This window comes from Shewanella sp. AS1 (assembly GCF_021412565.1).
In the GTDB taxonomy this organism is placed as follows: domain Bacteria; phylum Pseudomonadota; class Gammaproteobacteria; order Enterobacterales; family Shewanellaceae; genus Shewanella.
Map to the genome: position 1 here is coordinate 578,896 of NZ_JAKCLJ010000001.1, position 25,948 is coordinate 604,843.

General features: G+C 48.2%; 22 protein-coding genes. 11 read left to right on the forward strand and 11 right to left on the reverse strand.

The annotated features are described in order from the left end of the window. Positions 1–26: 26 nt before the first annotated feature. From ppnN to LZP69_RS02670, 3 genes are all read right to left on the reverse strand, one after another. On the reverse strand, positions 27–1,379 hold the full coding sequence (gene ppnN, locus LZP69_RS02660) for a nucleotide 5'-monophosphate nucleosidase PpnN (protein ID WP_234198631.1): 1,353 nt from the start codon (positions 1,377–1,379) through the stop codon (positions 27–29). Positions 1,380–1,458: 79 nt separating this feature from the next. After that, positions 1,459–3,015 carry a GGDEF domain-containing protein gene (locus tag LZP69_RS02665; RefSeq protein ID WP_234198632.1) on the reverse strand — a complete coding sequence of 519 codons (1,557 nt, stop codon included), beginning with the start codon at positions 3,013–3,015 and terminating at the stop codon, positions 1,459–1,461. 156 nt (positions 3,016–3,171) lie between these two features. Beyond that, positions 3,172–5,382 carry a tetratricopeptide repeat protein gene (locus tag LZP69_RS02670; RefSeq protein WP_234198633.1) on the reverse strand — a complete coding sequence of 737 codons (2,211 nt, stop codon included), beginning with the start codon at positions 5,380–5,382 and terminating at the stop codon, positions 3,172–3,174. A gap of 125 nt (positions 5,383–5,507) precedes the next feature. On the opposite strand from LZP69_RS02670, the gene LZP69_RS02675 reads away from it, so the two are divergent. Continuing rightward, the gene (locus LZP69_RS02675; protein ID WP_234198634.1) at positions 5,508–7,313 is read left to right on the forward strand and encodes a M61 family metallopeptidase; all 1,806 of its coding nucleotides are present in this window, start codon (positions 5,508–5,510) and stop codon (positions 7,311–7,313) included. 117 nt (positions 7,314–7,430) lie between these two features. Here the strand turns inward: LZP69_RS02675 and rdgC are convergent, their stop codons facing one another. After that, entirely contained in the window at positions 7,431–8,342 is a 912-nt protein-coding gene (rdgC, locus tag LZP69_RS02680) for a recombination-associated protein RdgC (protein ID WP_234198635.1), read from the reverse strand. Between the two features lie 301 nt (positions 8,343–8,643). On the opposite strand from rdgC, the gene LZP69_RS02685 reads away from it, so the two are divergent. The 4 genes from LZP69_RS02685 to LZP69_RS02700 all read left to right on the forward strand — a co-directional run bounded on the left by LZP69_RS02685 (position 8,644) and on the right by LZP69_RS02700 (position 13,144). Then, positions 8,644–9,606, forward strand: coding sequence for a porin (locus LZP69_RS02685; RefSeq protein WP_234198636.1), 963 nt, complete (start codon positions 8,644–8,646; stop codon positions 9,604–9,606). A gap of 201 nt (positions 9,607–9,807) precedes the next feature. Then, positions 9,808–10,497, forward strand: a complete 690-nt coding sequence (phoB, locus tag LZP69_RS02690; protein WP_234198637.1) for a phosphate regulon transcriptional regulator PhoB — start codon at positions 9,808–9,810, stop codon at positions 10,495–10,497. A 101-nt stretch (positions 10,498–10,598) separates the two neighbouring features. Next, a complete protein-coding gene (phoR, locus tag LZP69_RS02695) occupies positions 10,599–11,894 on the forward strand; it encodes a phosphate regulon sensor histidine kinase PhoR (protein WP_234198638.1) in 1,296 nt (431 codons plus the stop codon). Positions 11,895–12,172: 278 nt separating this feature from the next. Beyond that, positions 12,173–13,144, forward strand: a complete 972-nt coding sequence (locus LZP69_RS02700) for a PstS family phosphate ABC transporter substrate-binding protein (protein WP_234198639.1) — start codon at positions 12,173–12,175, stop codon at positions 13,142–13,144. Positions 13,145–13,238: 94 nt separating this feature from the next. Here LZP69_RS02700 and sugE read toward each other — a convergent pair whose 3' ends face one another. Continuing rightward, positions 13,239–13,556, reverse strand: coding sequence for a quaternary ammonium compound efflux SMR transporter SugE (sugE, locus tag LZP69_RS02705; RefSeq protein WP_234198640.1), 318 nt, complete (start codon positions 13,554–13,556; stop codon positions 13,239–13,241). 637 nt (positions 13,557–14,193) lie between these two features. Here sugE and LZP69_RS02710 point away from each other — a divergent pair. Further along, positions 14,194–15,978: a M1 family metallopeptidase gene (locus LZP69_RS02710; protein WP_234198641.1), complete on the forward strand. Its 1,785-nt coding sequence runs from the start codon at positions 14,194–14,196 to the stop codon at positions 15,976–15,978. A gap of 484 nt (positions 15,979–16,462) precedes the next feature. Here the strand turns inward: LZP69_RS02710 and LZP69_RS02715 are convergent, their stop codons facing one another. Both LZP69_RS02715 and LZP69_RS02720 read right to left on the reverse strand, forming a co-directional pair. Then, on the reverse strand, positions 16,463–16,942 hold the full coding sequence (locus LZP69_RS02715) for a glutathione peroxidase (RefSeq protein ID WP_234198642.1): 480 nt from the start codon (positions 16,940–16,942) through the stop codon (positions 16,463–16,465). Positions 16,943–17,125: 183 nt separating this feature from the next. Beyond that, positions 17,126–18,550, reverse strand: coding sequence for an RsmB/NOP family class I SAM-dependent RNA methyltransferase (locus LZP69_RS02720; protein WP_234198643.1), 1,425 nt, complete (start codon positions 18,548–18,550; stop codon positions 17,126–17,128). A gap of 279 nt (positions 18,551–18,829) precedes the next feature. On the opposite strand from LZP69_RS02720, the gene LZP69_RS02725 reads away from it, so the two are divergent. Both LZP69_RS02725 and LZP69_RS02730 read left to right on the forward strand, forming a co-directional pair. Further along, entirely contained in the window at positions 18,830–19,306 is a 477-nt protein-coding gene (locus tag LZP69_RS02725; RefSeq protein ID WP_234198644.1) for a MarR family winged helix-turn-helix transcriptional regulator, read from the forward strand. A gap of 127 nt (positions 19,307–19,433) precedes the next feature. After that, the gene (locus tag LZP69_RS02730) at positions 19,434–20,297 is read left to right on the forward strand and encodes a patatin-like phospholipase family protein (protein WP_234198939.1); all 864 of its coding nucleotides are present in this window, start codon (positions 19,434–19,436) and stop codon (positions 20,295–20,297) included. A gap of 19 nt (positions 20,298–20,316) precedes the next feature. On the opposite strand, the gene LZP69_RS02735 is transcribed toward LZP69_RS02730, so the two are convergent. Further along, the gene (locus tag LZP69_RS02735) at positions 20,317–20,940 is read right to left on the reverse strand and encodes a glutathione S-transferase family protein (protein ID WP_234198645.1); all 624 of its coding nucleotides are present in this window, start codon (positions 20,938–20,940) and stop codon (positions 20,317–20,319) included. Between the two features lie 21 nt (positions 20,941–20,961). Then, positions 20,962–21,720: a DUF2461 domain-containing protein gene (locus LZP69_RS02740; RefSeq protein ID WP_234198646.1), complete on the reverse strand. Its 759-nt coding sequence runs from the start codon at positions 21,718–21,720 to the stop codon at positions 20,962–20,964. A gap of 153 nt (positions 21,721–21,873) precedes the next feature. On the opposite strand from LZP69_RS02740, the gene LZP69_RS02745 reads away from it, so the two are divergent. Then, positions 21,874–22,332 (forward strand): YaiI/YqxD family protein, encoded by a 459-nt coding sequence (locus LZP69_RS02745; protein WP_234198647.1) that lies wholly within the window; start codon positions 21,874–21,876, stop codon positions 22,330–22,332. 165 nt (positions 22,333–22,497) lie between these two features. Here LZP69_RS02745 and LZP69_RS02750 read toward each other — a convergent pair whose 3' ends face one another. Then, complete coding sequence (locus LZP69_RS02750) at positions 22,498–22,770, reverse strand: hypothetical protein (protein WP_234198648.1); 273 nt, start codon at positions 22,768–22,770, stop codon at positions 22,498–22,500. 344 nt (positions 22,771–23,114) lie between these two features. On the opposite strand from LZP69_RS02750, the gene LZP69_RS02755 reads away from it, so the two are divergent. Continuing rightward, entirely contained in the window at positions 23,115–24,941 is a 1,827-nt protein-coding gene (locus LZP69_RS02755; protein WP_234198649.1) for a S8 family serine peptidase, read from the forward strand. Between the two features lie 252 nt (positions 24,942–25,193). After that, complete coding sequence (gene rsmS / locus LZP69_RS02760) at positions 25,194–25,373, forward strand: pleiotropic regulatory protein RsmS (protein ID WP_234198650.1); 180 nt, start codon at positions 25,194–25,196, stop codon at positions 25,371–25,373. 179 nt (positions 25,374–25,552) lie between these two features. Here the strand turns inward: rsmS and LZP69_RS02765 are convergent, their stop codons facing one another. Continuing rightward, positions 25,553–25,948: a hypothetical protein gene (locus LZP69_RS02765; RefSeq protein WP_234198651.1), complete on the reverse strand. Its 396-nt coding sequence runs from the start codon at positions 25,946–25,948 to the stop codon at positions 25,553–25,555.

Sequence of the window (25,948 nt, forward strand, 5' to 3'; positions counted from 1 at the left end):
ATGCCTTTCCTCGTTAAATGACAATCTTATGTGGCTATTTTATAGCAGGGTGAATATTCATGGCCCGGCAGCTTCATGCGCTGATCTTTTATGAAGGCTTTAAGCAGAGTATCCATCAGGCTCATCAGCCTTTTCTCACCATTTAGCTCAAAAGGCCCCTTAAGCTCTATGGCTCTGACGGTATCCATTTTGACATTGCCTGCGACTATACCAGAAAAAGCGCGTCTGAGGTTGGCCGCTAATTCCGCCTTATTAATTTGAGAAAAGAGGTTGAGGCTACTCATCATCTCGTGGCTTGGCATAAAGGGCAACTGAAACTCTGGCTCAATTTTCAGTGACCAGTTGTATTGGTAGGAGTCGCCCATCTCCTTACGCTGCGCCTTAATCGCATCCATATTGCTGCTCATGATGCGGGCGGCTTTTACGGGGTCGTCTATCACTATCTCATACTTGCCCTGAGCCTCTTTGCCCAAGGTCGCGCCGATAAACTCATCTATCTGCCTGAAATAGTTTTCGCTCGATTTTGGCCCTGTTAGCACTAGGGGGAAGATAAGGGATTCATTTTCCTGATTGAGTAAGATGCCGAGCAGATAGAGTAGCTCTTCGGCTGTGCCGACTCCGCCGGGGAAGATGATCACCCCATGCCCGAGCCGCACAAAGGCTTCGAGTCGTTTCTCTATGTCGGGAAGGATTATTAACTCATTGACTATCTGATTAGGCGGCTCGGCGGCGATAATACTTGGCTCTGTTAGGCCAATATATCGGGCATCACGCACCCTCTGTTTGGCATGTCCAATGGCGGCACCTTTCATAGGGCCTTCCATGGCGCCGGGGCCGCAACCTGTGCAGATATCCAAACTGCGAAGCCCAAGCTCATAGCCCACTTCTCTGGTGTATTGGTACTCTTCATGTTTGATACTGTGTCCGCCCCAGCAAACCACTATCTTAGGTTCGTTACGGGGAATGGCGTTGGCGTTGCGCAGGATGTCGAAGACCACATTGGTGATATGGTTGGAGTTGGTCAGGTTGATATGTTTCAGGTTTTCATACCTGTCGCTAAGGTAGACTATATCCCTTAAGACGGAAAACAGGTGTTCCTGGATACCGGCGATGATCTGGCCATCGACGAATGCCGCCTCTGGCGGGTTGACCAGTTCTATTTTTACGCCCCGTTCACGGCGAAGCACATTGATATTAAAATTTTGATACTGCTCGAATAGTTCTTTGGCATTATCTGTCTTTGCGCCCGAGGCTAGGACAGCGAGTGAGCAATTGCGGTATAACTGATAAAGTTCGCTGCTGGCATTCTGTTTGAGGCGATCCACTTCTAGTTGTGAAAGTTGATCCAGACTGCCCCTGGGACTGATGTTCACTATCATGGCAACTCCTTAAGTGAGTGACGCATGATGTTGGCTTAGGTGTGCTAACTTCCAATTCCCTAAGCCTTATAGTCAAATCTTATGCGTCAATGATCACTTTATCGCGGTTTTCATTTTTTGCCCTGTAGAGTGCGGCATCGGCACGCTCGAACGTCTCATGTATCCGCTCATTATCAAGAATTTGTGCCGCACCTATAGATAATGTAACTGTAATTCTCTGATCTTTAAATTTAAATGGAATATTTTTTATTTTTTCTCTGACCCGGTTCAGCAGTAGGCTGATATCATCGCTATTCACATCCGGAATGATGAGCACAAACTCCTCGCCGCCATATCGTGCGACAAATTCACTGTCTCTCAGGGCGTTTTTAATCGCCATAGCGATCACCTGAAGCGTCTTATCCCCTGTGGTGTGGCCAAAATTATCATTAATCGATTTGAAGTGGTCGATATCGGCCACGGCTATCCATACCTTATGTTTATCACGCAAGTAATTACGGTATTCCAGCTCCATGCGATCTTCTAATGCCGCGCGATTGGGAAGCTGGGTCAGGGTATCGAGCAGATTCAGCTTCTGTTGTTCGAATAGACGATCTTTATAGATTTTTGCTTGGTTATCTAAGGTCTTAAGCTCATCTCGCATGGTTTCCATTGCTTTGCGTAAGATAGATTGCTCACGCTGCTCCAACGCTTCTTTGCGGCCTAAGGCGGTGCGCAGGGAGGCAAGCTGCTCGGTAACTAGGGTCTTGAGCTGATCGATATCATGGATGTCGGTAATGACATTACTGACATTATCGACACTGGCGTGGATATCTTTGTTGAGTTGCTGTTTTAGCTGATGGCTGCGTTGGTTAGTATTGTAGGATTCGCCCACGACTTCCCTTACGGCCGAGATGGCATCGTTGAGAGCATAGAGAAACTCCTGCGAAGCGTTTTTTTCCTGAGCAATATTTTCCAGCAGAAGTGATAGAATCGTCTGATAGGCATCGATTAAGCTATCTAGGTCTATTTCATTGGCTAAGCTATTTTTTATTTCTGCAATCTTATCATTTTGAGTCTTGCTAAATTCGATCTCAGAGAGCATTTGTAGCAGCTCGCTGGCCAGCAATTTGTATTTAGGCAAGATCTCCAGTTTTTCGCCATGCACTATATGTTGCAGCAGTATCTCTTTATAAAAAGCGATCAACTTCTCTACCTTAGGAAAATAATCGCTAAAGGTATGGAAAGGTTTAGTCAGATCTTGTGTAAAGTAAGCCAGTTCTTTCTTCAGTTTGTCCGGGAGAATCTCGATCCGCTTTAGTGGCTCTATTCCTTTAGATAAACTTGAGCGACCTGTTTCCAACTGGGACATGATGTGACGATATTGATGCTTGAGGGAGTGCTCTACATCATGCAGTTCGGGCAGAAATTGTTCTATATTTTCCAAATTAGCCAGGTTATGACGCAGCTTTGCCAGCTTGTTGTCCAGTTCGAGATTCTGTCCTTTACAGGCAAGACTGAGATGGCCAATAAATTGAATTAAAGCGTGTTGGTTATGGGCATTTTGCTCACGCATTTCAGTTATTGCAGTCTTGGCTTGAGTCAGCTTTTGTTGGAGTAGGGAGACCTGGGAAACATTTTCTAAAGTGTCTGTCATTCTAGACCTTGCTATCTAGTTTTTTGAAAACTGCTTGACTACGAAATTGACCCCCGTCCTCTTCATAGAAGAAGTCCTTGAGTCTAACTTGTATGACTATATTAATTAGCCGCATCTTAGCCTATTTGTATTGGCAAGGAAATACAGGTGTATAGCCTATGTTATGCAATTGGGATCTTGGTCGATCATCAGCTTTACCTGCTGCTTGTCGATGGGTTCGAGTTGCCATTTGGGCCAACGGATCAGCGCTTTATTCTCGTTGCTCGACACTTTGACTAACCCCCGATTTATCGCTTTCCCTAAATGCAGGTAAAGTGGCGTTGAAAAAATGCTTCTCGGGGCAAAGTTCAACGGGGTGATAGAAACAAAATAATCTTTATCATGGCCTAAGCTCATGGCAGCTGCGGTGAGCATCTGCAGTGTGTTAAAACAGACTTTAGGTGTCAAATTTATCACCTCTCTCCCCATCAGAGGCAAGTCTACTATTCCCAGGTGTAGTGACGTTGGCTTGAGTAACCCATGTTTATTTACAGCCAGTCTCAGTTGATCTAATAGTCGCTCATGATCTTGCTCTGCTGGCAGGCATAAGGCGAATACGCCGGGACGAATCAAAAAGACCTCTGTGGTTATTGCATGGTGCTCTTCATTAATATGAGCAAGTGCGCTCAGCAGGTTCTGACTCGCCTTGATGTAGGTTTCCTGGTCTAAGGTCATATCGACATTGTGTTTATCAAAGAGTGACAGCAGGGCGATTGAACCTTGTTTATGGGTGTGAAGTCGCTCGATAAAGCCCATATAACCAGGGAGTTCGCTGACGGGTTCCTGATGTAATTTTTGACCTAAATGAGTCAGCAACTTGGCTGAACTTCTTTGGCGGCGCCAATGATAGAAGCAGAATAAACTCGCGACAAAGGCGCAAAACAGGGAGGCCGTGAGGGCAAATTGCAGTCGGTGACTCTTAGCTTGTGACTGCGTCTCCTGGCTCTGGAGTTGATTGAGCTCTAGCTTTAATTTTTGCTCAGCTAAAGAACTGGGCTGCGCATTTTGCTTCTCGATTTTGGCCTTAATTGTCTCTTCACTGTATTCCAGTAACTGGGTGATACTGGCGAGGGATTCATCCACTTTTCCCATCTCTTTTAATGCTCTGGCTTTAAATTGCAGCGCATCGATAAAGGCTTCATCCAGCTTTTGTGCCTGAGCTAAGGTGACGGCAGCGCTGGCAAATTTGTCCATCATCTGCCATTCCTTTAAGCTGCCTGCGACCTCGGCAATAAGCAACTCATTATAAACTAGGTAGTTTTTTCTCTTTCTTTGGGTAAAGGTTTTATTGGCTTTAAGTAAGGAATTTAATGCTTCCCGCCCTTGACCTTTCTTGAAATAGGCTTCACCAAGATTATGGTAGGTGAGTGCCTGGCCGGTAACATTGCCTCGCTCTGTATCTATCTTCAGGGCATTGAGATAATAGTCGATAGCCTGGTTCCATAAGTTTTGTTGACCATACACCATGGCGATCACTGTCATAGAGTGAGAGAGTTGTCCCCATCTTTCGAGTGACTCGAATCCATCGGCCGCTTTATGGGCGTATTGTAACGCGAGATCCCAGGATTCGAGATCGCGATAGACGCGAGCCAAACGCAGGGATAGCACTGAGCTTAAGTTGGGCATATTGATATCATCGGACAAGCGAATCGCTTCAATATAGTGCTCAAGGGCTTTAGTGTATTGCTGATTTTTATTATAGAAGTTACCTAAGGTCGCTTCCGCGACTGCGATAAGGTAACTGTCCCTTAATTGATAGGCCAGATCCCGATATTGGTCTAGGTGTTTTAGTGACTGGCGGGGTTGTAGCGTGGTGCGATAGATATCTCCCAGCAGATAGTGAATATTATGCAGTAACAGTGTGTTGCGGGTGCTGTTATCGTCTAATGGGTATATCAGCGCTTGTTTGGCAAACTCAATCGCCTTGGCGAAGTCCTGAAATTCTCTGCCTGCATGCCTTGCTTTTAGCATGGCAAGAAAGGCCTTGTCGTAGGGAGAATCGGCAATCGGCTGAAGTTTCTCTATGAGCGCCTTTGCTTCCCCAATAGTGCTGGTATCACTGACGTTAGGCTCCAGGGCAACTCTGGCAAACCACCGTAGTTTGTTTTCCAAATCAGCAGGTGAAATTCCCTGACGTTTAGCCAGTTTTTCGAAGGTGTCTTGGTCATCAAAGTCCAGTGAAAAAGCTAATTCTTTTTTCAGAGATTGATAAAAAGGCGCGGCTGATTCTAGGAGCTTTACCTCATTAGAAATCATCTCTTCGGTCGATGCGGCCGCATGTGGCGGAATATAGAAAAAAAACAACAGGAAAATGGGTAGAAATCGCATGGTAACTATCGCCAACCCTTATTATGGGCTTGTTATGTTTATTTAGTTTTTGTCCGTAAATTGTAATTTTTTAGGGTATAATCGCAGACTTTACATTAAAACCATGATAACAGAAGGAAGCAGGTGTGAAACTAGCTCTCCCCTTGATTTTTATTATAAATCTTCTTTTTATTGCACCAAGTCATGCACAGGTTAATTACCGGATAGATCTCACATCACCCGAGCACCATTTAGCTCAAGTTGAGGTTGTCTTCCCTAAAAGTGAGGGAGGGGAACTGGTCGTGAACCTGCCCGTCTGGCGTACTGGACGGTACCAAGTTTTACCCCTGGCCGATAGTATACGAAAGTTTAATGCCCGTGATCCCCAAGGCAATATTTTACCCTGGCACCTGAGCGCCAGTGGCGAATGGGTGATAGCAACGGGTAAACCCACAGAGGTGACTGTCAGCTATCAGCTTTATGCCAACCGCCTTGGGGATAGGGTCAGCCATATCGACCGCTCACATGCCTTTCTCGATGCCAGCGGGGTATTTGTTTACAGCCCAGAGTTTCGCGATCAAGCTGTGAGCGTCTCTTTAAAAGTGCCGCGAGACTGGCGCAGCTATTCGGGCATGGATTCGGGTAATCAAGCCCATCAGTTTGTGGCGGCTAATTATGATGTATTAGTGGACTCGCCTATCGAAACTGGCATCAGTACCCATAGACAATTCAGCGCCGATGGCCGTGATTACGAGTTAGTGATCTGGGGCGAGGGGAACTATGATGTGGAGCAGATGGTGAGTGATCTTACCAAGCTGAGCGGGCAGGCCAAGGCTATCTGGCAGGGTTATCCTTTCAAGCGTTATGTTTATATGGTGCATGCCACCAGTGGTGCTCGCGGCGCAACGGAACATCTAAACTCCACGGTTATTCAGTATCCCCGATTCAACTATCGCAGTCGTAAAGATTACCTTAGCTTTATCAAGACAGCTTCCCATGAGTTCATTCATACCTGGAACGTCAAGGCATATCGCCCTCAGGGATTAGTGCCTTATGACTATCAGGATGAAGGGATCACTCAGCTGCTCTGGATTGCTGAAGGCTCTACCAGCTATTTTCAGAGTCAGCTTCTGCTGCGAGCCAGCGTGATGACACCAAAAGAGTTTTTGGAGGATCTGGCGAAGCGGGTCGAGGCGAATCAGCAGACCCCAGGACGGGAAGTGCAGTCTGTCTCCCAGGCCAGTGCCAGCAAGTGGGTCAGCACAGGTGGTGACTATGCTAAAAACCACAGCGCCAATATCTATTCCGAAGGGTATCTGGCCTCACTGGCGCTGGATTTCTCCCTGCTGCAGACGACAGGGCTAAAACACTCTTACCGTGATGTACATCAGCGTTTGTATCGGGATTATAAGGTGCCCGCCGGTTATCGGGTCGAAGATGTACAAGCTATCTTACAGCAGCTGACGGGTCAGGATTATCGTCCCTGGTGGCAACAGCATGTGGACATGCCGCTGGTGCTGGATTTTGACTCCTTGCTTGCCAAAGCTGGATTGAAAATGGGTTATGGCAGCGACAGCAAGGCGATTGCTTTCTCAGGTATAGTGCTGGCGGGTGACTCTCTAACGCTTGCTCATGTGCAGCGCAATGGCCCAGCTTGGCTGGCAGGGCTTACGGCGGGGGATGAGCTGGTGGCCATCAATCAGCTGAAAGTAACGGCAAAGGGCTTTAGTGAGCGGATTAAAGACTTCAAGCCTGGTGAAACCATTAAGGTGACAGTGTTTAAGGATCAGCGTCTGCAAGAGGTGGCACTCACCCTGAGCGAAACCCAGAGTGGCAAGTTGCAACTTAAGAGCGTTGTTAACCCATCGGATGAGCAAAAAGCCTTCTTTAAGGCCTGGCTGGGTATCGACTGGCCTTTCGATGATGAAGGCAAGTTGGTCAAGGCGGCGTAAAAGCTTGCCTAGAGCCTCGCTGAAACTTGTTTAGCTTGATGTGAGAAAATGTGAGAAAAGAAAAAACCACCCAGCTATTCGTTGGGTGGTTTTTTATTGATTTAACACTATGGGTCTTTACAGGCTATCGTCCAGTCCACCAAGGGCTTCGACTAGGGCGTTCATCAGGGCGACCAGCTCGCTGCCCATTAGAGCAAAGTCGGCGTCGATTCTGGCGAGAGGATCTTCCGTGCCTACTTCATCGTTGCTGGCGCGGAACTCTTCTGAGAACTTAAGGCGCTTAATGCCCGCATCTGACTGTAGAAGTAAGGCGATGGACTGGGCAAAATGCAGCGCCAGCTTGTGCACCTGCTTACCCACTTCGATATGGGCCAGTACCTCGGTTTCACTGAGATCCTGCTGCTTAAAGCGCACTATGCCGCCTTCGTCAGATTCAGATTTGAGCTCGGCTTCATCCTGCATCTCAAACGGGGCGGGGGCTGCATTGACTTTTAGCCATTCGGTCAACTGAGCCTCGATTGGGGTTTTAAAGCTCAGAGGAATCACCGGCAGTGTGCCTAAGGCTTTACGCAGCAAGGCTAATAACTCTTCGGCTTTGGTGGCACTGGAGCTGTCCACCAAGATCATTTCGATTTCGGGCAATATCAGGGCGCGAATTTGACTGCGGCGAGAGAAAGCGCGGGGCAGTAGGGTCGTTGTGATCTCATCTTTGAGGGCGTCTTTCTCTTTCTTGGCCAGTTTACGGTTTTCCTGATCTTCAATCAGCAGCACTTTCTCTTCCAGCGCCTCTTTGATCACTTGAGCCGGCAGGATCTTCTCCTCTTTGGTGGCGCAGATAAGGTGACGATTATCGGCACTGTGAACTAAAGATTGGCCGAGTTTACCCAGTGCGTTAGAGAAACCAAATTTGCTGATATCCTGGCTGGAACAGGGAGAGAAGGTGAAGTCGGCCAGTGCTTTTTCCAGCGCGTCGGTTTCTACAGAGAAGGGTTTATTGAAACGATAAACAGTAAGATTTTTAAACCACATGGTAGCTGCTCAATCAAAAATAAAGCCGCAGTGTAAGCCATTGTCGCCGTCGGTGTAAACCGCAATTCCTGAGACCTGCATGCAGGGATATTTCGCCTTTATGTCATAATTCATCAAATTGTAATATTAAATAAATCTGCCTCGCAGGGCGCGTATTCTCTGGCTTTGTTGAATTTACCCCTTCATTTTTCTGTCATATCTATGACATGGAAACCAAGATGAAATAAAAGTGCAACATTAAAGTTGCACACTTTCGGCCGTCCAAACCAATAACCAAGACGACGAACGTCGAAAGGATGAAATGATGAACGTTTTTTCTAAATCTCTACTTGCTTCAGCGCTAGCTTCTACCACCTTAATTTCTGTCACAACAGTTTCTGCACAGGCTGCAGAGCCTTTGACGGTTTACGGTAAATTAAATGTTACTGCACAATCGAATGATGTCGATGATGAGGCGACGACCACAATTCAGAGCAATGCATCACGCTTTGGTGTGAAGGGCGACTTTGAGTTGAGCAGCGACCTGCAAGCTTTCTACACTGTCGAGTACGAGGTGAACACAGGCGATGAAGCCAAGGAGAACTTCTTAGCCCGTAATCAGTTTGTTGGTTTGAAAGGCGGCTTCGGAGCCTTCTCTGTGGGCCGCAACGACACTATGCTGAAAGTGTCTCAAGGCAAGGTGGATCAGTTTAACGATCTTTCTGGTGACCTGAAAAACCTGTTTAAGGGTGAAAACCGTATCGAACAGACGGCCACCTATATCACCCCTTCATTTGGTGACTTCAAAGTGGGTGTCACCTATGCCGCCGAGGGTGCGGCTTCCCAATATGCTCAGGATGGTTTCAGCGTGGCGGCCATGTATGGTGATGCCAAGCTGAAAAATACCCCAATTTATGCTTCTGTAGCCTATGACTCTGATGTTAAAGGTTATGAAGTGCTGCGCGCCACAGTGCAGGGGAAAATCGCTGACTTAGTGATTGGCGGTATGTACCAGCAAGAGGAAGAGACCTTTGATAAAAACGGTGACCCTGTGACGGGCGACAGCAAGTCAGGTTACCTGTTCAGCGCGGCTTATACTATCAGTGCCGTGGTGCTTAAGGCTCAGTTCCAGGATATGGAAGATAAAGGCGACAGCTGGTCAGTGGGCGCTGACTACAAACTGGGTAAGCCAACCAAGCTGCTTGCTTTCTACACTAATACCTCGTTCGAAAGTAAGACCACAGATGACAGCTTCTTCGGCGTAGGCTTGGAACATAAGTTCTAAATTGAGTCACCAAAGGCGTTAACCTTTAAGACGCCAAGCAGAGATAAGGGGATGCACAGGCATCCCCTTATTGTTTCTGTAAAGGGGAACTTTTATGACAAAAAGCACCGCTTTATGACAGAATGAGCGGGTAGATTCATAAATTTGTAATATAAAAGCCTAATAATGGCATTGTGGGAATTCACTAATAGAAGATCGCATATGACTGCTAGGATTTTGATAGTTGAAGATGAACTGGCCATCCGTGAGATGGTAGCTTTTGTTTTAGAACAACATGGATTTACGACAACTACAGCAGAGGATTTTGACTCGGCACTGGACATGTTGTCTGAGCCTTATCCCGATTTAGTGCTGCTCGACTGGATGTTCCCAGGCGGCAGCGGCATTCAGCTGGCAAAGAAATTACGCCAAGATGAATACACTCGCCACATTCCTGTGATCATGCTGACGGCCAGAGGCGAAGAGGAAGATAAAGTCAAAGGGCTGGAAGTGGGCGCCGATGACTATATCACTAAGCCTTTCTCTCCTAAGGAGCTGGTGGCCAGGATCAAGGCTGTGATGCGCCGCAGTGCCCCAACCGCCTTAGAGGAACCCATAGATGTGCAGGGCTTAGTGCTGGATCCTGTCAGCCATAGGGTCACTGTGGGTGAGCAGGTACTGGATATGGGGCCGACCGAGTTTAGGTTGCTGCATTTCTTTATGACCCACCCGGAACGAGTCTATAGCCGTGAGCAGTTGCTGGACAATGTCTGGGGCACCAATGTGTATGTGGAAGATCGCACCGTCGATGTTCACATCCGTCGCCTGCGTAAGGCGATAGAACCCTCCAATCACGATCGCTTAATTCAAACGGTTCGCGGCGCCGGTTACCGCTTCTCTACCCGACTTTAGCTATTGAGATCATTGACCTGCATTTAAGGTTAACCAGTAAAAGATAGGCACAAGTAGCGATATACGTTATCTTGTGCCCAGTTGCTCATTATGGTTGCGCTATGTTTGATTCATATTCAGGGTACCGTCTACTCAGCCGCTTAGTGCTTTTTTTGCTGCTCTGCTATGTTGTCGGCTTGCTTGTCGGTCAGGTACTGTGGGTGATGCTGATTGGGTGTGTGGGCCTGCTTTTCTGGCATTACAAACAGCTCTCGCGGCTTAACTACTGGCTGTGGCGCGATAAGCGTTTGACGCCGCCTAATGGCAGTGGCAGCTGGGAAGGCATTTTTAACGGTATCTACCGTTTGCAGGGTAAAAACCGCCGCCGGGTGAATCAACTGGCCTATCTGCTCACCCGTTTTCGCCAGGGTGCAGAGGCGCTTCCCGATGCAGCCGTGGTGCTCGACTCACAAAACAATATCCTCTGGTGTAACAAGTTGGCTCAGTTGCTACTCGGCCTGGTTTGGCCCCAGGATAATGGTCAGCGGCTCGATAATTTGATCCGCCACCCTGACTTTTCCCGCTACCTGAAACAGGCAAATTTCGACGAGCCTTTCGAATACCACGATACCCAAAATGAGGGACGGGTATTGGAGATCCGCATAATGGGGTATGGGTCGGGTCAGCGACTGCTTATTGCCCGTGATGTGACCCGCATACGCCAGCTTGAAGGGATGCGTAAAGAGTTTGTCGCCAACGTTTCCCATGAACTGAAAACCCCGCTCACTGTGCTGCAAGGTTACCTGGAGATGCTGCAGGAGCTGGCCGAGCCTGGCTCCCCCAGTATTAAGGCGATGGATCAAATGCAGCAGCAGACCAACCGTATGCGCTCCATGGTGGAGCAGCTGCTGGTGCTCTCCCGCATTGAAGATGCCTCTGCGGTGGCGCTGGAAACCAAGGTTAATATGCCTGTGCTGCTCGACCCCCTAAGAGAGGAGGCTCATGCCTTGGCCATGGGCGAATATGAGCTGAGTTTTGATTTCGAACCTAAGCTCAATATCTATGGTAACGAGATGCTGCTGCGTAGTGCCTGCTCTAACCTTATCTCCAACGCCATTCGTTATACCGAACCGGGGGGCAAGATTGAGATCAGTTGGAAACGGGTGGCCCTGGGCGCTCAGTTCAGTGTCACAGACACGGGTGAGGGGATAGCACCTCAGCATCTGACCCGCCTAACCGAGCGCTTTTATCGGGTCGACAGTGCCCGCTCGCGCCAAAGTGGTGGCTCAGGCTTGGGCTTGGCCATCACTAAACATGCCCTTAGTCATCATCAGAGCGATCTGAATATTGTCAGCCGTTTGGGCCGGGGGAGCTGCTTTAGCTTTATCATTCCTAAACACCTTATTGATCAGGGCTAGCCACGAGTAAAAACGGCTGCGCTCGCCCCATATTTCAGCAAATCGCCGTCTAATGACGGCGTTTTTCATCCCCCTTAAGCTTTGGCACTAAACTGTAAAGAGAAGGCTTATCTGCCCGTTTATGACAACCGGGGGGGAAAATTGCAAAAAGTTTGCAGAAAGATGTTTTTGTCATCTAAGTGTCACATCTCGGTCATAGACTTGTCATCGTGGCGTTTGATACTGGCTGCAACTTAAATGGAACGAGTAAGCAAGTTCGCTTAATACTGGAGCATAGAATGAAACTAAAACAGCTTGTTGGTGCGGTCAGTTTAACTGCCGCGAGTGTATTCTCTGTCGCCGCCATGGCTTCAATTGATCCCGCTTTGCCAACGTACGAAAAAAGTAGTGGTGTATCGGGTAACCTCTCTTCTGTCGGCTCTGATACGCTGGCGAACATGATGACACTGTGGGCGGAAGAGTACAAAGAGATGTACCCTAACGTAAACATTCAAATTCAGGCGGCGGGTTCTTCTACTGCGCCACCGGCATTGACCGAAGGCACCTCACAATTCGGCCCAATGAGCCGTAAGATGAAGCCTAACGAAATTGAGGCATTCGAGAAACATTATGGCTATCAGCCAACCGAGATCCGTGTAGCCATAGATGCTTTGGCGGTATTCGTGCACAAAGATAACCCAATTAAAGGGTTAAGTATCGAGCAGATCGATGGGATCTTCTCTGCTACTCATAAGTGCGGCGGTAGTGATGTTCAGCGCTGGAGCGATGTCGGCTTGAGCGGCGACTGGGCGGCTAAAGATGTGCAGCTTTATGGTCGTAACTCAGTTTCCGGTACTTATGGTTACTTCAAGAAGAAAGCTCTGTGTAAAGGTGATTTCAAGGCTAACGTTAACGAGCAGCCAGGTTCAGCCTCTGTGGTACAGTCTGTTTCTCAGTCTCTGAACGCCATCGGTTACTCAGGTATCGGTTATAAGACGGCTGGCGTCAAAGCGGTTGCCATCTCTAAGAAAGGCGACAATTATGTGCCTGCAACCCCAGAGCATGCGGCCGATGGTAGCTACCCACTATCACGTTACTTGTACGTGTATGTGAACAAGCACCCTAACAAAGAGTTAGCGCCGCTTGAACGTGAATTCCTGCGCTTTATCTTGTCTAAGCAGGGGCAGCAAATCGTTGAGAAAGACGGTTACGTACCACTGCCACGCAGCGTAACCGCAAAAGATTTAGAGAAAGCGGGTATCCGCCTCTAAACTAAATCAGTATCAGCATTGTTAAGTAAAGCAAAAGGCCTCATTCGAGGCCTTTTTTGTGTTTTCCTGTTTAGTTTGTGCTTTTCTGCTTAGTTTAGTGGGAGGTCAGTTTAAGACCGACTATGCCGACTAAGATGCAGCAGAGGCTGAGCAGTTTGATAGTCTCTGCAGACTCGTCAAACAGCAGTATGCCTAATATCGCCGTGCCAAGGGCGCCAATCCCAACCCAGATGGCATAGGCTGTGCCAACCGGCAGGGTTTTTAGTGCCAATCCCAGCAATAAAAAACTCGCCGTCAGCGACAGTAAAGTGCCGACAGTGGGCCAGAATCGAGTAAAACCTTCTGTATATTTAAGACCTATAGCCCAACCAATTTCCAGCAGTCCGGCGATAATGAGAATAAACCAGTTCATGAGTACCTCTGTGTGAGGTCGTCCTCAGAAAATGGTTGAGCGGTGAGGTCGTCCTCACTTCAATATGATTTGGTGTTTTTGCTTAGTCTCATACCGAATGGCACGAGGCAAAGGGACTATACACAAGCTTGCATACTAATGCCAGCGTAAGTACAGAGATAGAAAAGCAATAAAAAAAGCGACCTAAATTAGGTCGCCTAAGGTTCCAAATTGGAATCACGTTGATAGCGCGCTAGAAGCTATCGAAAGGGGAAATGATGATGAACAAGGTAACATGACCAGTTAATTGAATCTTTGCAGGGAAATCGACTAACTAATGTAAATTCTGTTCATATTGTCAGAGTCTCAAGGAGATAAATAGTTCCGGCATTTTTGAAATTTTTAGCAACTTTTTGCAAATTGTATCTTAGCTGTAGGTCTGTAATTGGTGTAACATTTTGATTATAAATGTTTATTTTGGTTAGTGGCTGTTTGGTATTCCCTTGTCTCAACAGCTAGCAAGATAAATCTTATTCAGTGTGTGTCATTCGGTGATTTGTCTTGCGTTAGCGTTTTAGTGGCACGTTTTACCGGCAATGACAATCGATCTGCTTAGATCTAAAATGAGCCCTTGCTATCCCAATTATAAGGAAAACCCATGTCAGTAATATGGGACAATCATCAGGATTATCATTCGTTTGCCAATGTAGAGCAGATCCGGACGTCACACCTTAGCCTGAGTTTGGCTGTCGATTTTGAGCATCAAGAGTTATCCGGCTATGCAAAATTACACTTGGACTACCTAGATAAGCAGTGCTTTAGTCTGGTGCTCGACAGTCGCGATCTTGCTATCGATTCTGTGGTGGACGATCGAGGTGCAACACTTGAGTTTACGCTAGATGAGTCAAATGCCATCTTAGGGGAGCGACTGACTATTACCTTGCAATCGGCAACGACTTTTGTGCTTATTCATTATCGTACCAGTCCGCAAGCGCAAGGATTACAGTGGCTGACACCCATGCAAACCAGTGGTAAGACTTTACCGTTTCTGTTCAGCCAGTCCCAGCCTATTAATGCTCGCAGCTGGATCCCACTGCAGGATAGCCCAAAAGCCAGAATCACCTTCGATGCTCAGATAACTGCGCCTGTTGGTATGCGGGTGGTGATGAGCGCCATGAACAGGGCGGATGCGCCTCTCGATGGCCATTTTAGCTTTGAGATGGAAAAGCCTATGCCCACACATCTGCTGGCCATTGCCGTTGGAGAGTTGCAGTTTGGTGAATTAGGGCCACGAACGGGCGTCTATTGTGAGCCTCAGGTATTGGCCTCGGCAGTGAAAGAGTTTGAGGACACAGAGGCTATGGTGGAAATAGCCGAATCTTTGCTCGGACCTTATCAATGGGATCGCTACGACATGCTGGTGCTACCCCCCAGTTTTCCTTTTGGCGGCATGGAAAACCCAAGACTTGCCTTTATGACACCGACCCTGATCGCCGGTGATAAAAGCCTGGTCTCTACCGTGGCTCACGAGCTGGCCCACTCCTGGACGGGGAACCTGGTCAGTAACGCCACCTGGCGAGATCTCTGGCTCAATGAAGGCTTTACCACTTATTTCACCAACCGCATAGTCGAGGCCGTTTATGGTAAAGAGCAGGCTCAATTGGAGGTGGTATTAGAATATGGACGCCTGAAACTTGAGCTAAACAGTTTGCCATTGGCGGCGCAGACCTTGCCGGCCAATGTACAGCAGGAGGATCCTAACGATGCCTTTAACCGCTTTACCTATGATAAGGCATCGCTGTTTGTACACGATCTGGAGAGGCGACTCGGACGCAAGGCATTTGATAAGTTTCTGCTTGATTATGTTAACCATTTCTCCTTTAGAGCGATCACCACAGAAACCTTTGTCGATTACGCTAAGCAGACATTGCTAAAGGATCACAGCGACAAGATCTCTCAATCAGAGCTGCTGGAATGGATTTACGGTACAGGCATGCCATCCTGGTTTGTGCCGCCCTATTCAGACAGTTTAACTCAGGTCGATACCATACTGGCCTCTTGGCTAGCTAGCGTCGAGCTGGATAAGCAGGCGAGCGAATCCTGGCTGGTACATCACTGGCAATACTTTTTGGCGAGTTTACCTGAGGTGCTGACCCATCAGCAGTTGGAGCAGCTCGATGCTCTGTTCGATTTTAGTCACTCCACGAATGCAGAAATTGCCTGTGATTGGTATAAGGTGGCTATCCGAAATCACTATACGCAGGTATTGCCCTTGGTTGAAGACTACATCACTCGCATCGGACGGGCCAAGTTGGTGCGGCCACTCTATGCTGCACTGCAGCAGGCGGGCTTTTTACAGCAACTTAAGGTTATCTACAGCAAGGCGCGCGCAGGATATCATCCTTCTTTGTCTGTGCAACTGGATAAGCTTTTGGGCTGGTAAGTTAAGCCAAGTTTGAGCAAGAGTTTGAGCAAAAAAAATGGCAACCTAAGGTTGCCATAAACAAAATATGTCGAGATATCGTGCCAAGTGCGCTAGCGTTGGGCGAATCTCTTGGGACCGACAGGGTCACCAAAGGGAGATGATGAACAAAAATGATGAAAAATCTGTTACATACTATCAGAGTCACCAAGAGCGAATTAGTTCACTTTTGTTGAAAAAATAATGACATTTTCGGCAATTATTTTCGATTCAAATTTTATTTTGTTGATAAATAAGCATTTTATTTGAAATAAAAAAAGGCAACCAAGTTGGTTGCCGGTTGATCTATGAAGATCAAGGGGACTGCGCTAGAAGTCCCAGGGAGAATGATGAACATGAAAAAAGGAACATTCGCGTTCATAAAATTGGAGTCGATAATTCCATTTTAGTTCAAAAAATAATCATGGTTGTCGAGTTTTTTTCCAATTCTCCCTATCTATTTGGATTAATTGAGTAAAGATTTTATTTTTTCTTCAAGCGACTCGGGTGTTGTCGTGGGCGCAAAACGTTCGACGACTCTGCCTTCGCCATCCACTAAGAATTTGGTGAAATTCCACTTAATAGACTCGCTGCCTAGCACTCCTTTGGCTTGCTGTTTCAGATAGCGAAACAGAGGGTGAGCGTTATCGCCGTTAACCTCAATTTTGGCAAACATGGGAAAGTTCACACCGAAATTGAGTTCGCAAAACTCACTGATCTCGGTTTCGTCGCCTTGCTCCTGTTTACCAAACTGGTTACAGGGGAATCCTAATACGGCAAATTTGTCACTGCCATAGGTGTCGTACAGGGCTTGCAGCGCTTTGTACTGTGGGGTAAAGCCACACTTACTGGCGGTATTGACAATTAACAGCACCTTGCCCTTGAAGTCGGTCATCGAGCCTTGGCTGCCATCTATGCGGGTGATCTCAAAATTGTAAATAGACATAAAACTCTCCGTAAGCTGTGATCATCGGGTCTAGTAAGTATGCAGTGTAGTGTGAAATTAAATTGTGTGCAATTTAAATTGTTGCGATGCTCAATATGAAAACGCCCCATAAACAGGGGCGTATATTTGACGTTGTGCTAACTCTTTCTCATAGCAAAGTCTTTCGCAGCTAAGCCTTCTTAGCTATGGTTTTCTCACTAATTTGGCGACAAACATGCCGTCGCTGTCAGCTTGATAGGGCTGCACCGTTAGCATAGTGCAAGGCTTAGCCGTAAAGGGATGGGTAATGGTTTCTAGTGTGAACTCGGGAGCGGCCGCTAAGAAGGCATTAACCACCTCTTCGTTTTCTGCCGGGCAGATGGAGCAGGTGGCATAGACCAGTTTGCCACCGGGTTTAACTGCTTTGGCGGCGCGGCTTAAGATATCCAGCTGTAGCTGAGGCTTGTCAGTGACAGCCGTTTCCTCATCGAGCCAGCGCATATCGGGATTGCGTCGCCAGGTGCCGGTGCAGCTGCAGGGAGCATCGACCAGCACACCATCGAACCCATCAGCTTGAACCGGCAAGGCTTCGGACTGCCAAGGAGCCAGGCTTATCTGAGTAAAGCCAGCACGCTGGGCGCGTTTATTCAACTCTTCCAGTGGCTTGCGGCGAATATCCGATGCTGTGATAGCGCCTTTGGCCTTGGGATCTTGCTGTAGCATCAAGGAGCGCAGCTGCAGGCTCTTGCCGCCTGCACCACTGCAGCAATCCCACCACAGCTCGTCAGGCTTGGGGGCGCAGATATGACCTATTACCTGTGAGCCAAGATCCTGGATCTCCAGCTTACCTTGGCTATAGAGCTTGATGGCATTTAAGTTGATACTCTTGTGACCCAGGTGGATGGCGTCGTTAAAATAACGGCTGGCAGTGGCGCTAACATCGTCAGTTTTTAGCTGTGCTATGGCCTGTTCGACAGAGATCCCTTGTACTCGCCCCCAAATAGGGGGGCGTGAGCACAAGGAGCTGACCAGAGTGAGCTGCGCTTGTTCAGTCATTGCCTCTTGCTGCTGCCAAAACCAGGCGGGTAGCAGATCCCTAATGGCAAAATTCAAGGAGGGGAAATGTCGTTGCAGCAGCCTCTGTCTGGCTAGAAGCGTGGACTCGAGGTCGGCAGTGTCATCTGATATTGCTTGCGCTTGTTCTATCTCTATCCCGGCCAGTTCTGGCAGATTGGCAAACGCCTGCCAGGCTTGGATGAACTCTTGCCAGCCATGTTGTTCCAGAGTGGCTGTGAGCGTTAATGAGGCAAACCAGGCTTGGGTTTCACTATACTCCTGTGACAGTGTTTTTAACCAACCGTGCCAGCGAAACAGCCCAAACAGGGTTTCGCGGATCACCCGTCTGTCTTTCGAGCCATGCTTCTTATGGCTGCGAAAATAGTCGGCCAGAATACGATCGGCGGGCAGTTTGCTTTGCATCACCTGATTAAAGAGTTGGCAGATGGTGACGCTGTAACTTAAGGCGCGCTTCTGGGCTGGCGTTTGCGCATCTATCTCTTGGTGGAGTCTGGCACTGATAGATGCAAGTTGAGATAACGCGTCGTTGTTGTTTGGAACTGTATCGCCCATGGAGAAGTTGCCTGGCTGCTTGTACTGATAATGGCGGCAAGTTTAACAGAAGCACGCCCTGGGTGTTTATTTTTAAGATGCAATTTATCTATTCATTGATAGATTAGCATCTTGAATTGGCTATTGAGCACATGTTTCTTCAGCTTACAGGGGGAGGGCAGAGTGCCCAAGCCCAGCGCAGAAGTTACGCATCTGGTGGTGCATTTTGGGTATTTTGCTATTTGATACATGAGTCTAGTGATGATTTCTGTTATGGTGCAGCTCAAATGAGAGGAGTTTATGGAAAAGTACGAACAACTATTAATTTCACTTAGACGTGTGATCCGAGCCATCGACATTCATTCGCGGCAGCTCAACAAGCAATCAGGCTTAACAGGGCCTCAGTTGATGGTAATGCAAACCATCTCACAGCTGGATCAGCCGCTGGCGAAAGATATCGCCAAAGAGGTGGCCTTGAGCCCTGCGACTGTTGCGACCATTATCGATCGTCTTGAAGCGCGGCAGTTAATTGTGCGAACCCGCAGTCAGTCGGATAAGCGTAAGTGGCACCTGTCTTTAAGCGATTCTGGCGTTGCTATTCTCAGCGCCGCACCTCGTCCGTTGCAGGAACACTTTATTAAGCGTTATCAGAATCTTGAAGAGTGGGAACAGAGCCAGCTCTTGTCTGCGGTCGAGCGGATTGCCTCCATGATGGATGCTCAAGAGCTGGATGCGGCGCCTGTTCTTTTGGTTGGACATATTCAACCGGAAGAGTAAGGGTCTCTACTCATCTAAAGTGTGCAAAGACGCAGCTGAAACAGGTAAAAGGATCAGATTGCAACACCTATGTCAGTAGAACATCTATGTCAGTAGAACAGATATGCCATTAGATCAGAGTCAACTCATTAGCCATACCGCTCTGGTGCTTGAAGGTGGCGGGCTACGTGCCATCTACACGGCCGGAGTATTGGATGCCCTGCTTGAGGCCGATATTCATTTTCGCTATCTGGTGGGGGTGTCTGCAGGGGCGATTTATCCTGCTTCTTATCTTTCCCGCCAGCATGGCCGTAATCTGCAGATCCAAAAGGGATTTTTAAACGATAAACGCTATATGGGTCTCAAGCATCTGCTGCGTGATGGCAATTATGTGAATACTGAGTTCAGTTTCCGCCGTATGGCCTATGAGCTGCTGCCCTATGATTTTGAGACCTTCACCACTAGTGGTTGTGAGTTTAAAGTCGGCGCCTTTAACTGCGAAACCGGCCAGACTGATTTCTTTGGGATGGCAGATTTTGGGGATCAGGATAAATTTTTAGAGGTGCTTATCGCCTCTAGCAGCCTACCCTTTATCTCTACCCCGACTCAACTCAAGGGGACAGCCTATCTCGATGGCGGCATCGCTGCGCCCATTCCGCTGGCACAAGCAAGAAAAGATGGCTTTAAGCGTCAGGTGGTTATCCTCACCCAAGAGAGTGAATACCGAAAGTCCGCCTTTAAATTTAAATGGTTAGCTAAGCGTGTCTATCGCCGCTACCCTAAGGTGGCCCAGGCCTTGCTACAGCGACATGCGGTGTACAATCAAGCTTTGAATGAGCTGGCCGCGGCGAAGGCGGCGGGGACAACCTTGGTATTGCAGCCACAAACCCCGCTCGGCTTATCGCGTTTAGAGCGGGATGTGGTCAAGGTCGAGGCGGTTTATCATCGCGGCCTAGCCGAGGGCAGGGCCTTTATTCCTCAGTTGCAGGGGTTTCTAGCCCAAGCCAGTTAAGACAATTTTTTTACTGCCTTTAGACCGGGTTTATCGCTTGGATAGAGGGTCGCTGCTCCATCTTTTTCAGCCAGGCGTACAGATTTGGCAACTTGTCATCCTCAGCTATCTCTAATCTTGGCAACATGGTCATAAAGGCATAGCCGGTAATGTCGGCGATGGAGAATTTATTGCCCGCCATAAAGGGGTGTTGACTCAGCTGTTTTTCCAATGTGGGCAGAAACTCAATTACCCGCAGGCGTGACTCCACGCCCCAGGCCTCGACGCAGCGCTCCCTGTCTTGATAGAGCTGAGTGATGTTACGAAACGCCTGGGTGGCGACGTTGAGTCCTTGCAGTTCACAGATACGTTGCCACATCTCAATTTGCGCTTTTTCCAGCGGCGTGCGGCCAAACAGTGAGTTTTCGCCGGGATGCAGTTCATCGAGGTAGCGACAGATGGCGACTGACTCACACAGGGTCTGGCCATCGTCGAGTTCCAGCAGGGGAATACGACCATTAACACTCTTGGCTTTAAATTCGGCGGTGAGGTTTTCACCGGCGCGCACATTGACTGTGACTTTTTCTATCTCTATGCCCATTTCGTTTAGGAAAATATCGACACGCTTGGCATTGGGGGTGATCGCAAGTTCGTAGAGTTTCATCGGTTTACCTTAATCCTTTGATTAATAATCGAGATCCAGCGCGAAGCAGAGATACCCCATCAGCTTGCTGACCTGCTCAAACTGCTGGGCGCACCAGTTCTCGGCGCCGGGTTTAAACAGGCTTTGTGGATCGATTGCTTTTATGGCGATAAAGTCTTTTCGTTTGAGCTCATCAATTAAGGGGTGATCTTTATCAAAGCCTTTGGGTGGCCGTATCAGGCTGTCGCCCTCTAGGGCAAATCCCGCCTGCTCAAGTTGTTTGAGCGCGGCTTGATAGGCATTGGGGTTGTTGTCTATGCAGCTGCGGATCCGATTGAGTGCGACATTGTCTGGATGCCAGATCCCGGCACCCAAAAAACAGCCATCGTTAGCGATATGCAGATAGAAGCCGGGAGCGTGAACATCTTTGCCCTGAAAATGGCGAAACTGGATCCCGACATTGACCTTGTAAGGCGTCTTGTCTTTACTAAAGCGCGAATCCCGCTGGGGGCGCATCAGGCTGCCGCCCACTTTCTTGGCCACGGCGGTAAAACGCGGCGAGAGATTATGAATATGGGGCGCCATGGCCTCGATAAATTTAAGTGCCGGTGTTCGCACACAGGCCTCATATTCATGCTGATGCTCCTTGAACCAGTCTCTGTGGTTATTCTCCTTCAGCTTGGCTAAGAAGGTCAGGCAGTCCTCAGAAAAAAACGCGGGGGATAAGGTTTTATCTGATTGGGCATGAGTCTGAGAGTGAACCTGAGAGCTAACCTGAGAGCTAACCTGAGAGCTAACCATAGTATCGACACTAAATTGATGATGGTAGGGTTAAAATTACCATACCGGCGAATAAAGTGTTAATGCAAAATTGCTGCGCTAGGCTGGGGGAATTGGGTTAGAATCCCTGCTGTTGTCGGGTGAGTATCTTTAGAAGCGTGAAGGAAGTGAGTTATGAAAATTTGGGTCGATGCCGATGCGTGTCCCGCTGTGATCAAAGAGATTTTATTTCGCGCCGCCGATCGTGCGCAGATAGAGACGACACTGGTAGCCAATCATACCATGCGTATTCCTCCGTCACCGTTTATCAAGTTAGTAACTGTCTCTTCTGGATTCGATGTGGCCGACGATGAGATAGTCAAGCGCCTCGAAGCGGGGGATTTAGTGATAACTGCAGATATTCCGCTGGCCTCGGAGGTGATTGATAAGCAAGGATTAGCGCTGAATCCAAGGGGAGAGCTTTATACTCAGCACAATATTAAATCGATTCTGAATATGCGGGACTTCATGGATACCCTGCGCGCCAGCGGCGTACAAACCGGTGGGCCGGCCGCGTTGGGGCAGAGTGAGAAGCAAGCCTTTGCTAATCAGCTGGATAGACTGATCACTAAGCATCATCGCTCTCTTAAATAGCCACTCAGCGATTTACATCATGATTATCTAAGCCTGTATTACCTAAAGCTCTTATTAACTAAAGCTCAGATTAACTAACGCTGCGCACTCGCTTAATCAATCGAAGGGTAGCCGTATTTTAGCCTATGGCCAGACTCATGAGGACTGGCCGATTTACGCCAGTCTCTAGAGTACAGCTTCCATCTCCAGCTCTATGTCTGTACAGCCTTTCTTGCAAAAGACGCCATATTTCCCTTCAGTGTCACTCTCAACCGGCACCACAAGCTGAAGCGGCTGCCTACAGACGTCACACAGCACGGTATTGCCTTTAAACAGGCGCTTTATCAGGTTTTTCTGTTCGTTAAAAGATTTTGCTGTGGTCTTGTTGATGCCCGAAAAGTCCAGTTTTTGTGTCAGCTTTTCTGTTTTAGCTTGCTTATCTGTTGCATTTTCACTCATAGGGGTCTCATTGATTAGCCTTTCATTTAGCCCAGTATATCAATCTTATCGGGAGGCAACAGGGCTTGTGTACAGATAGAGAGACAAGTTTTTGTTTATCTCTTTATGGCGAATACAGCGTTTAATCCAATTTAGGCTATATCTTAAATCGCACCGTTACACTTGTTAGTGATTTGTCATCACCTTGTTGTCATCTTGTTGTTGTAAGTTTGTTGTGATAGCTTGAGTTTTCTATGTGGTCGTAATCACTAAAAATTGGCAGTTTTTCAGGTGTTAATCTTGTTTTGCTCCGATTTAAGCCGTGTTTGCATAGATGCATTAATAATTATAATGGAGAGACCTAAATGAAATTTTCGAAGTTAACTTCTACGTTAATGGCCATAGGATTTGGCATCTCAGCCCAGGCGTTTGCCGACGATAGCCGTTACCTTATCCAGGTGGATAATGGGGGTAAAGGCGTAGTCAAAGCTCTGGTAAAACAATTAGGTGCCCAGATCCAAGTGGATGGTGACGGGTTTATTGCAGCGACTTTTACAGGTAAAAATTTATCCGAGGTCAAAGGCTTATTAAATAACCCTCATGTGAAGTTAGTGGAAGTCGATCATCGCCGCTACTTGATGGGGTTTAGCGATGACGCCGGCGATCCTATGACGCAGCAGGTGACGCCCTATGCTGTGTATCAGTCTCAAGCTAATCAGGTGACATTCAATGCCTCTGCCGGCATGAAAGTCTGTGTCATCGACTCTGGTTTGGATGCCTCTAACCCAGACTTTGTCTGGAATAATATTACCGGTGACAATGATAGTGGCACAGGTAGCTGGAACGTGAACGGTGGACCTCACGGTACCCATGTGGCCGGCACAATCGGCGCTGATGATAACAATATCGGTGTCGTTGGTATGGCACCTGGCGTCGATATGCACATCATCAAAGTGTTTAACGCAGATGGTTGGGGTTACTCTTCGGATCTGGCCCATGCGGCCAATTTATGTAGCGCAGCCGGCTCCAATATCATTAGCATGAGTCTGGGTGGCGGTGGTGCCAGCTCGATTGAGTCTAATGCATTCCAATCTTTTGTTGATGCCGGTGGTTTAGTGGTTGCGGCCGCGGGTAACGATGGTAATAGCGTTCGCTCTTACCCTGCCGGTTATCCATCAGTGATGATGGTGGGGGCCAACGATGCCAACAACAATATTGCTAATTTTTCTCAGTTCCCCTCTTGTACTTCGGGGCGCGGTAAAAATGCCACTACAGATGAGACCATCTGTGTCGAAGTGACTGCGGGCGGCGTCGATACTTTGTCGACCTATCCTGCAGGAATGTCCACGGCTGCTTCCTTAGCGGTTGATGGCGCACCGGTTGCCAGCAGTGCCATGGAAAATTCAGGTTACGCCTCGGGTAATACCTACTTTATGGGGATTGGCGATTCCACTGATTCAGGTGCCAATGGCAATATCTGTGTTATCGACCGAGGATCTATCTCTTTCCACGATAAGGTGGCGAACTGTGAAGCCTCAGGTGGTATTGGTGCCATTGTGATTAACAATGAACCTGGCATGTTATACGGAACCTTGGGTGAAACCAACAGCACCTCGATCCCAGCCGTTGGAACGGCTCTAGAAGACAGAAGCAGCATTCTGGCAGCCGCGAGCGCGACAGTGAATGTCGGCAGCTCCGATTATGGCTTTATGAGTGGCACCTCAATGGCAACGCCTGCGGTATCGGGTGTTGCGGCACTGGTTTGGTCAAATCACAACGAGTGTACTGGTAGCGAGATCCGTCAGGCCCTTAAGGCTACGGCGCTTGATGGCGGTGCAGCGGGTCATGATGTCTATTTCGGTTACGGGATAGTACAAGCCGCAGCGGCCGATGCCTACCTGACAGCCAATGGTTGTGCCGGCGGTGATAATGGCGGTAATAACGGCGGTGGTGACTTTACCCTTTCGGCGAATGGCTATAAGGATAAAGGGGTGAATAAAGTCGATCTGACCTTTAATGGTGCCGCTGGGGCGAGTGTCGATGTTTATCGTAATGGCAGTTTAATTGCGACCACATCGGCCAGCACCACCTACACGGATACAATCAATACTAAAGGTGGCGGAAGCTATACCTATAAGGCGTGTGATGCAGGAACATCCACCTGCACCGCAGATGTGACAGTGGTTTTTTAATTTTGTCCTGATCTTATAGCCAAAACGCAGCCAGTCTGGCTGCGTTTTTTTATGTTGAGGCTTGCTTGTTGGCTAATGGGTTCTGTGGTCAAATGTCTTGATACTAATGCCGAGAGCAGTAGGGCGAGCCTAGAGCAGTAGGGCTGGCCGAGCGCAGTAGAGCGCAGTAGAGCGCTGCTCAATTATCGAGAACCGCTCAATATAGCGAGTGAGTCTGATCTGGGTTTGATTATCTAATCGCTAAGGTGTGTGATGTCATCTAATAAACATGAGACGGGGCTTAACCCTGGGCTGGAGCAGGCCAGTGATGAAGTTAAGTTGGCGGTGGATCTTATTTATCTGCTGGAGACCCATGAGATTGCGCCAGAGGTGGCCTTGGCGGCGCTGGAGATAGTGTCTAAAGATCTTCAGGCTAAAATTGCCAAGGGTTAATTCACTCCGCTTTGTTAAAGTCCATTGTTAAAGTCCATTGTAAAAGTCCATTGGCGAGCGGCCATAAGTCAGGGCCTATAACTGAAGCCATAAAAGAAAACCCGCCTATTAAGCTTGGCTTGAAAGGCGGGTTTTATCATTTAGTTACTTAAATAAACTGTTATCGCTACAGCTATTGTTTATGGCATTTGTTTATGGCATTGAGTCAGGGTCAGTGGCTCACTGACTTGGCCATTTTGATCTCGAATAACGCAACTATCTTTTATCAGCACCAACTCTAGCTGTATGGGGGACTCAGTGGTTCGTCCCATGATCATATTACCGCTGGCGTCCAGGTGTTGTGCTCGCTCAAGGGTTAACACACTCTCTTGAGTAAACGCCGAGCTTGCCAGGGTGATTTTTTTCATACCCAGAAGCTTGGCGATGACCTGTTGTAGTTCATTCAGAGCGGCTTGAGTCGGCTGATGGATCAGCGCAGGAACGGCTTTTTCCTCCTCATTGGCCTGCAGGGAGCAGCCGCAAAGGAGTAGCGTGATGGCCGTTAAACTCAGTGTAAATAAACGTGAATAAGTCAT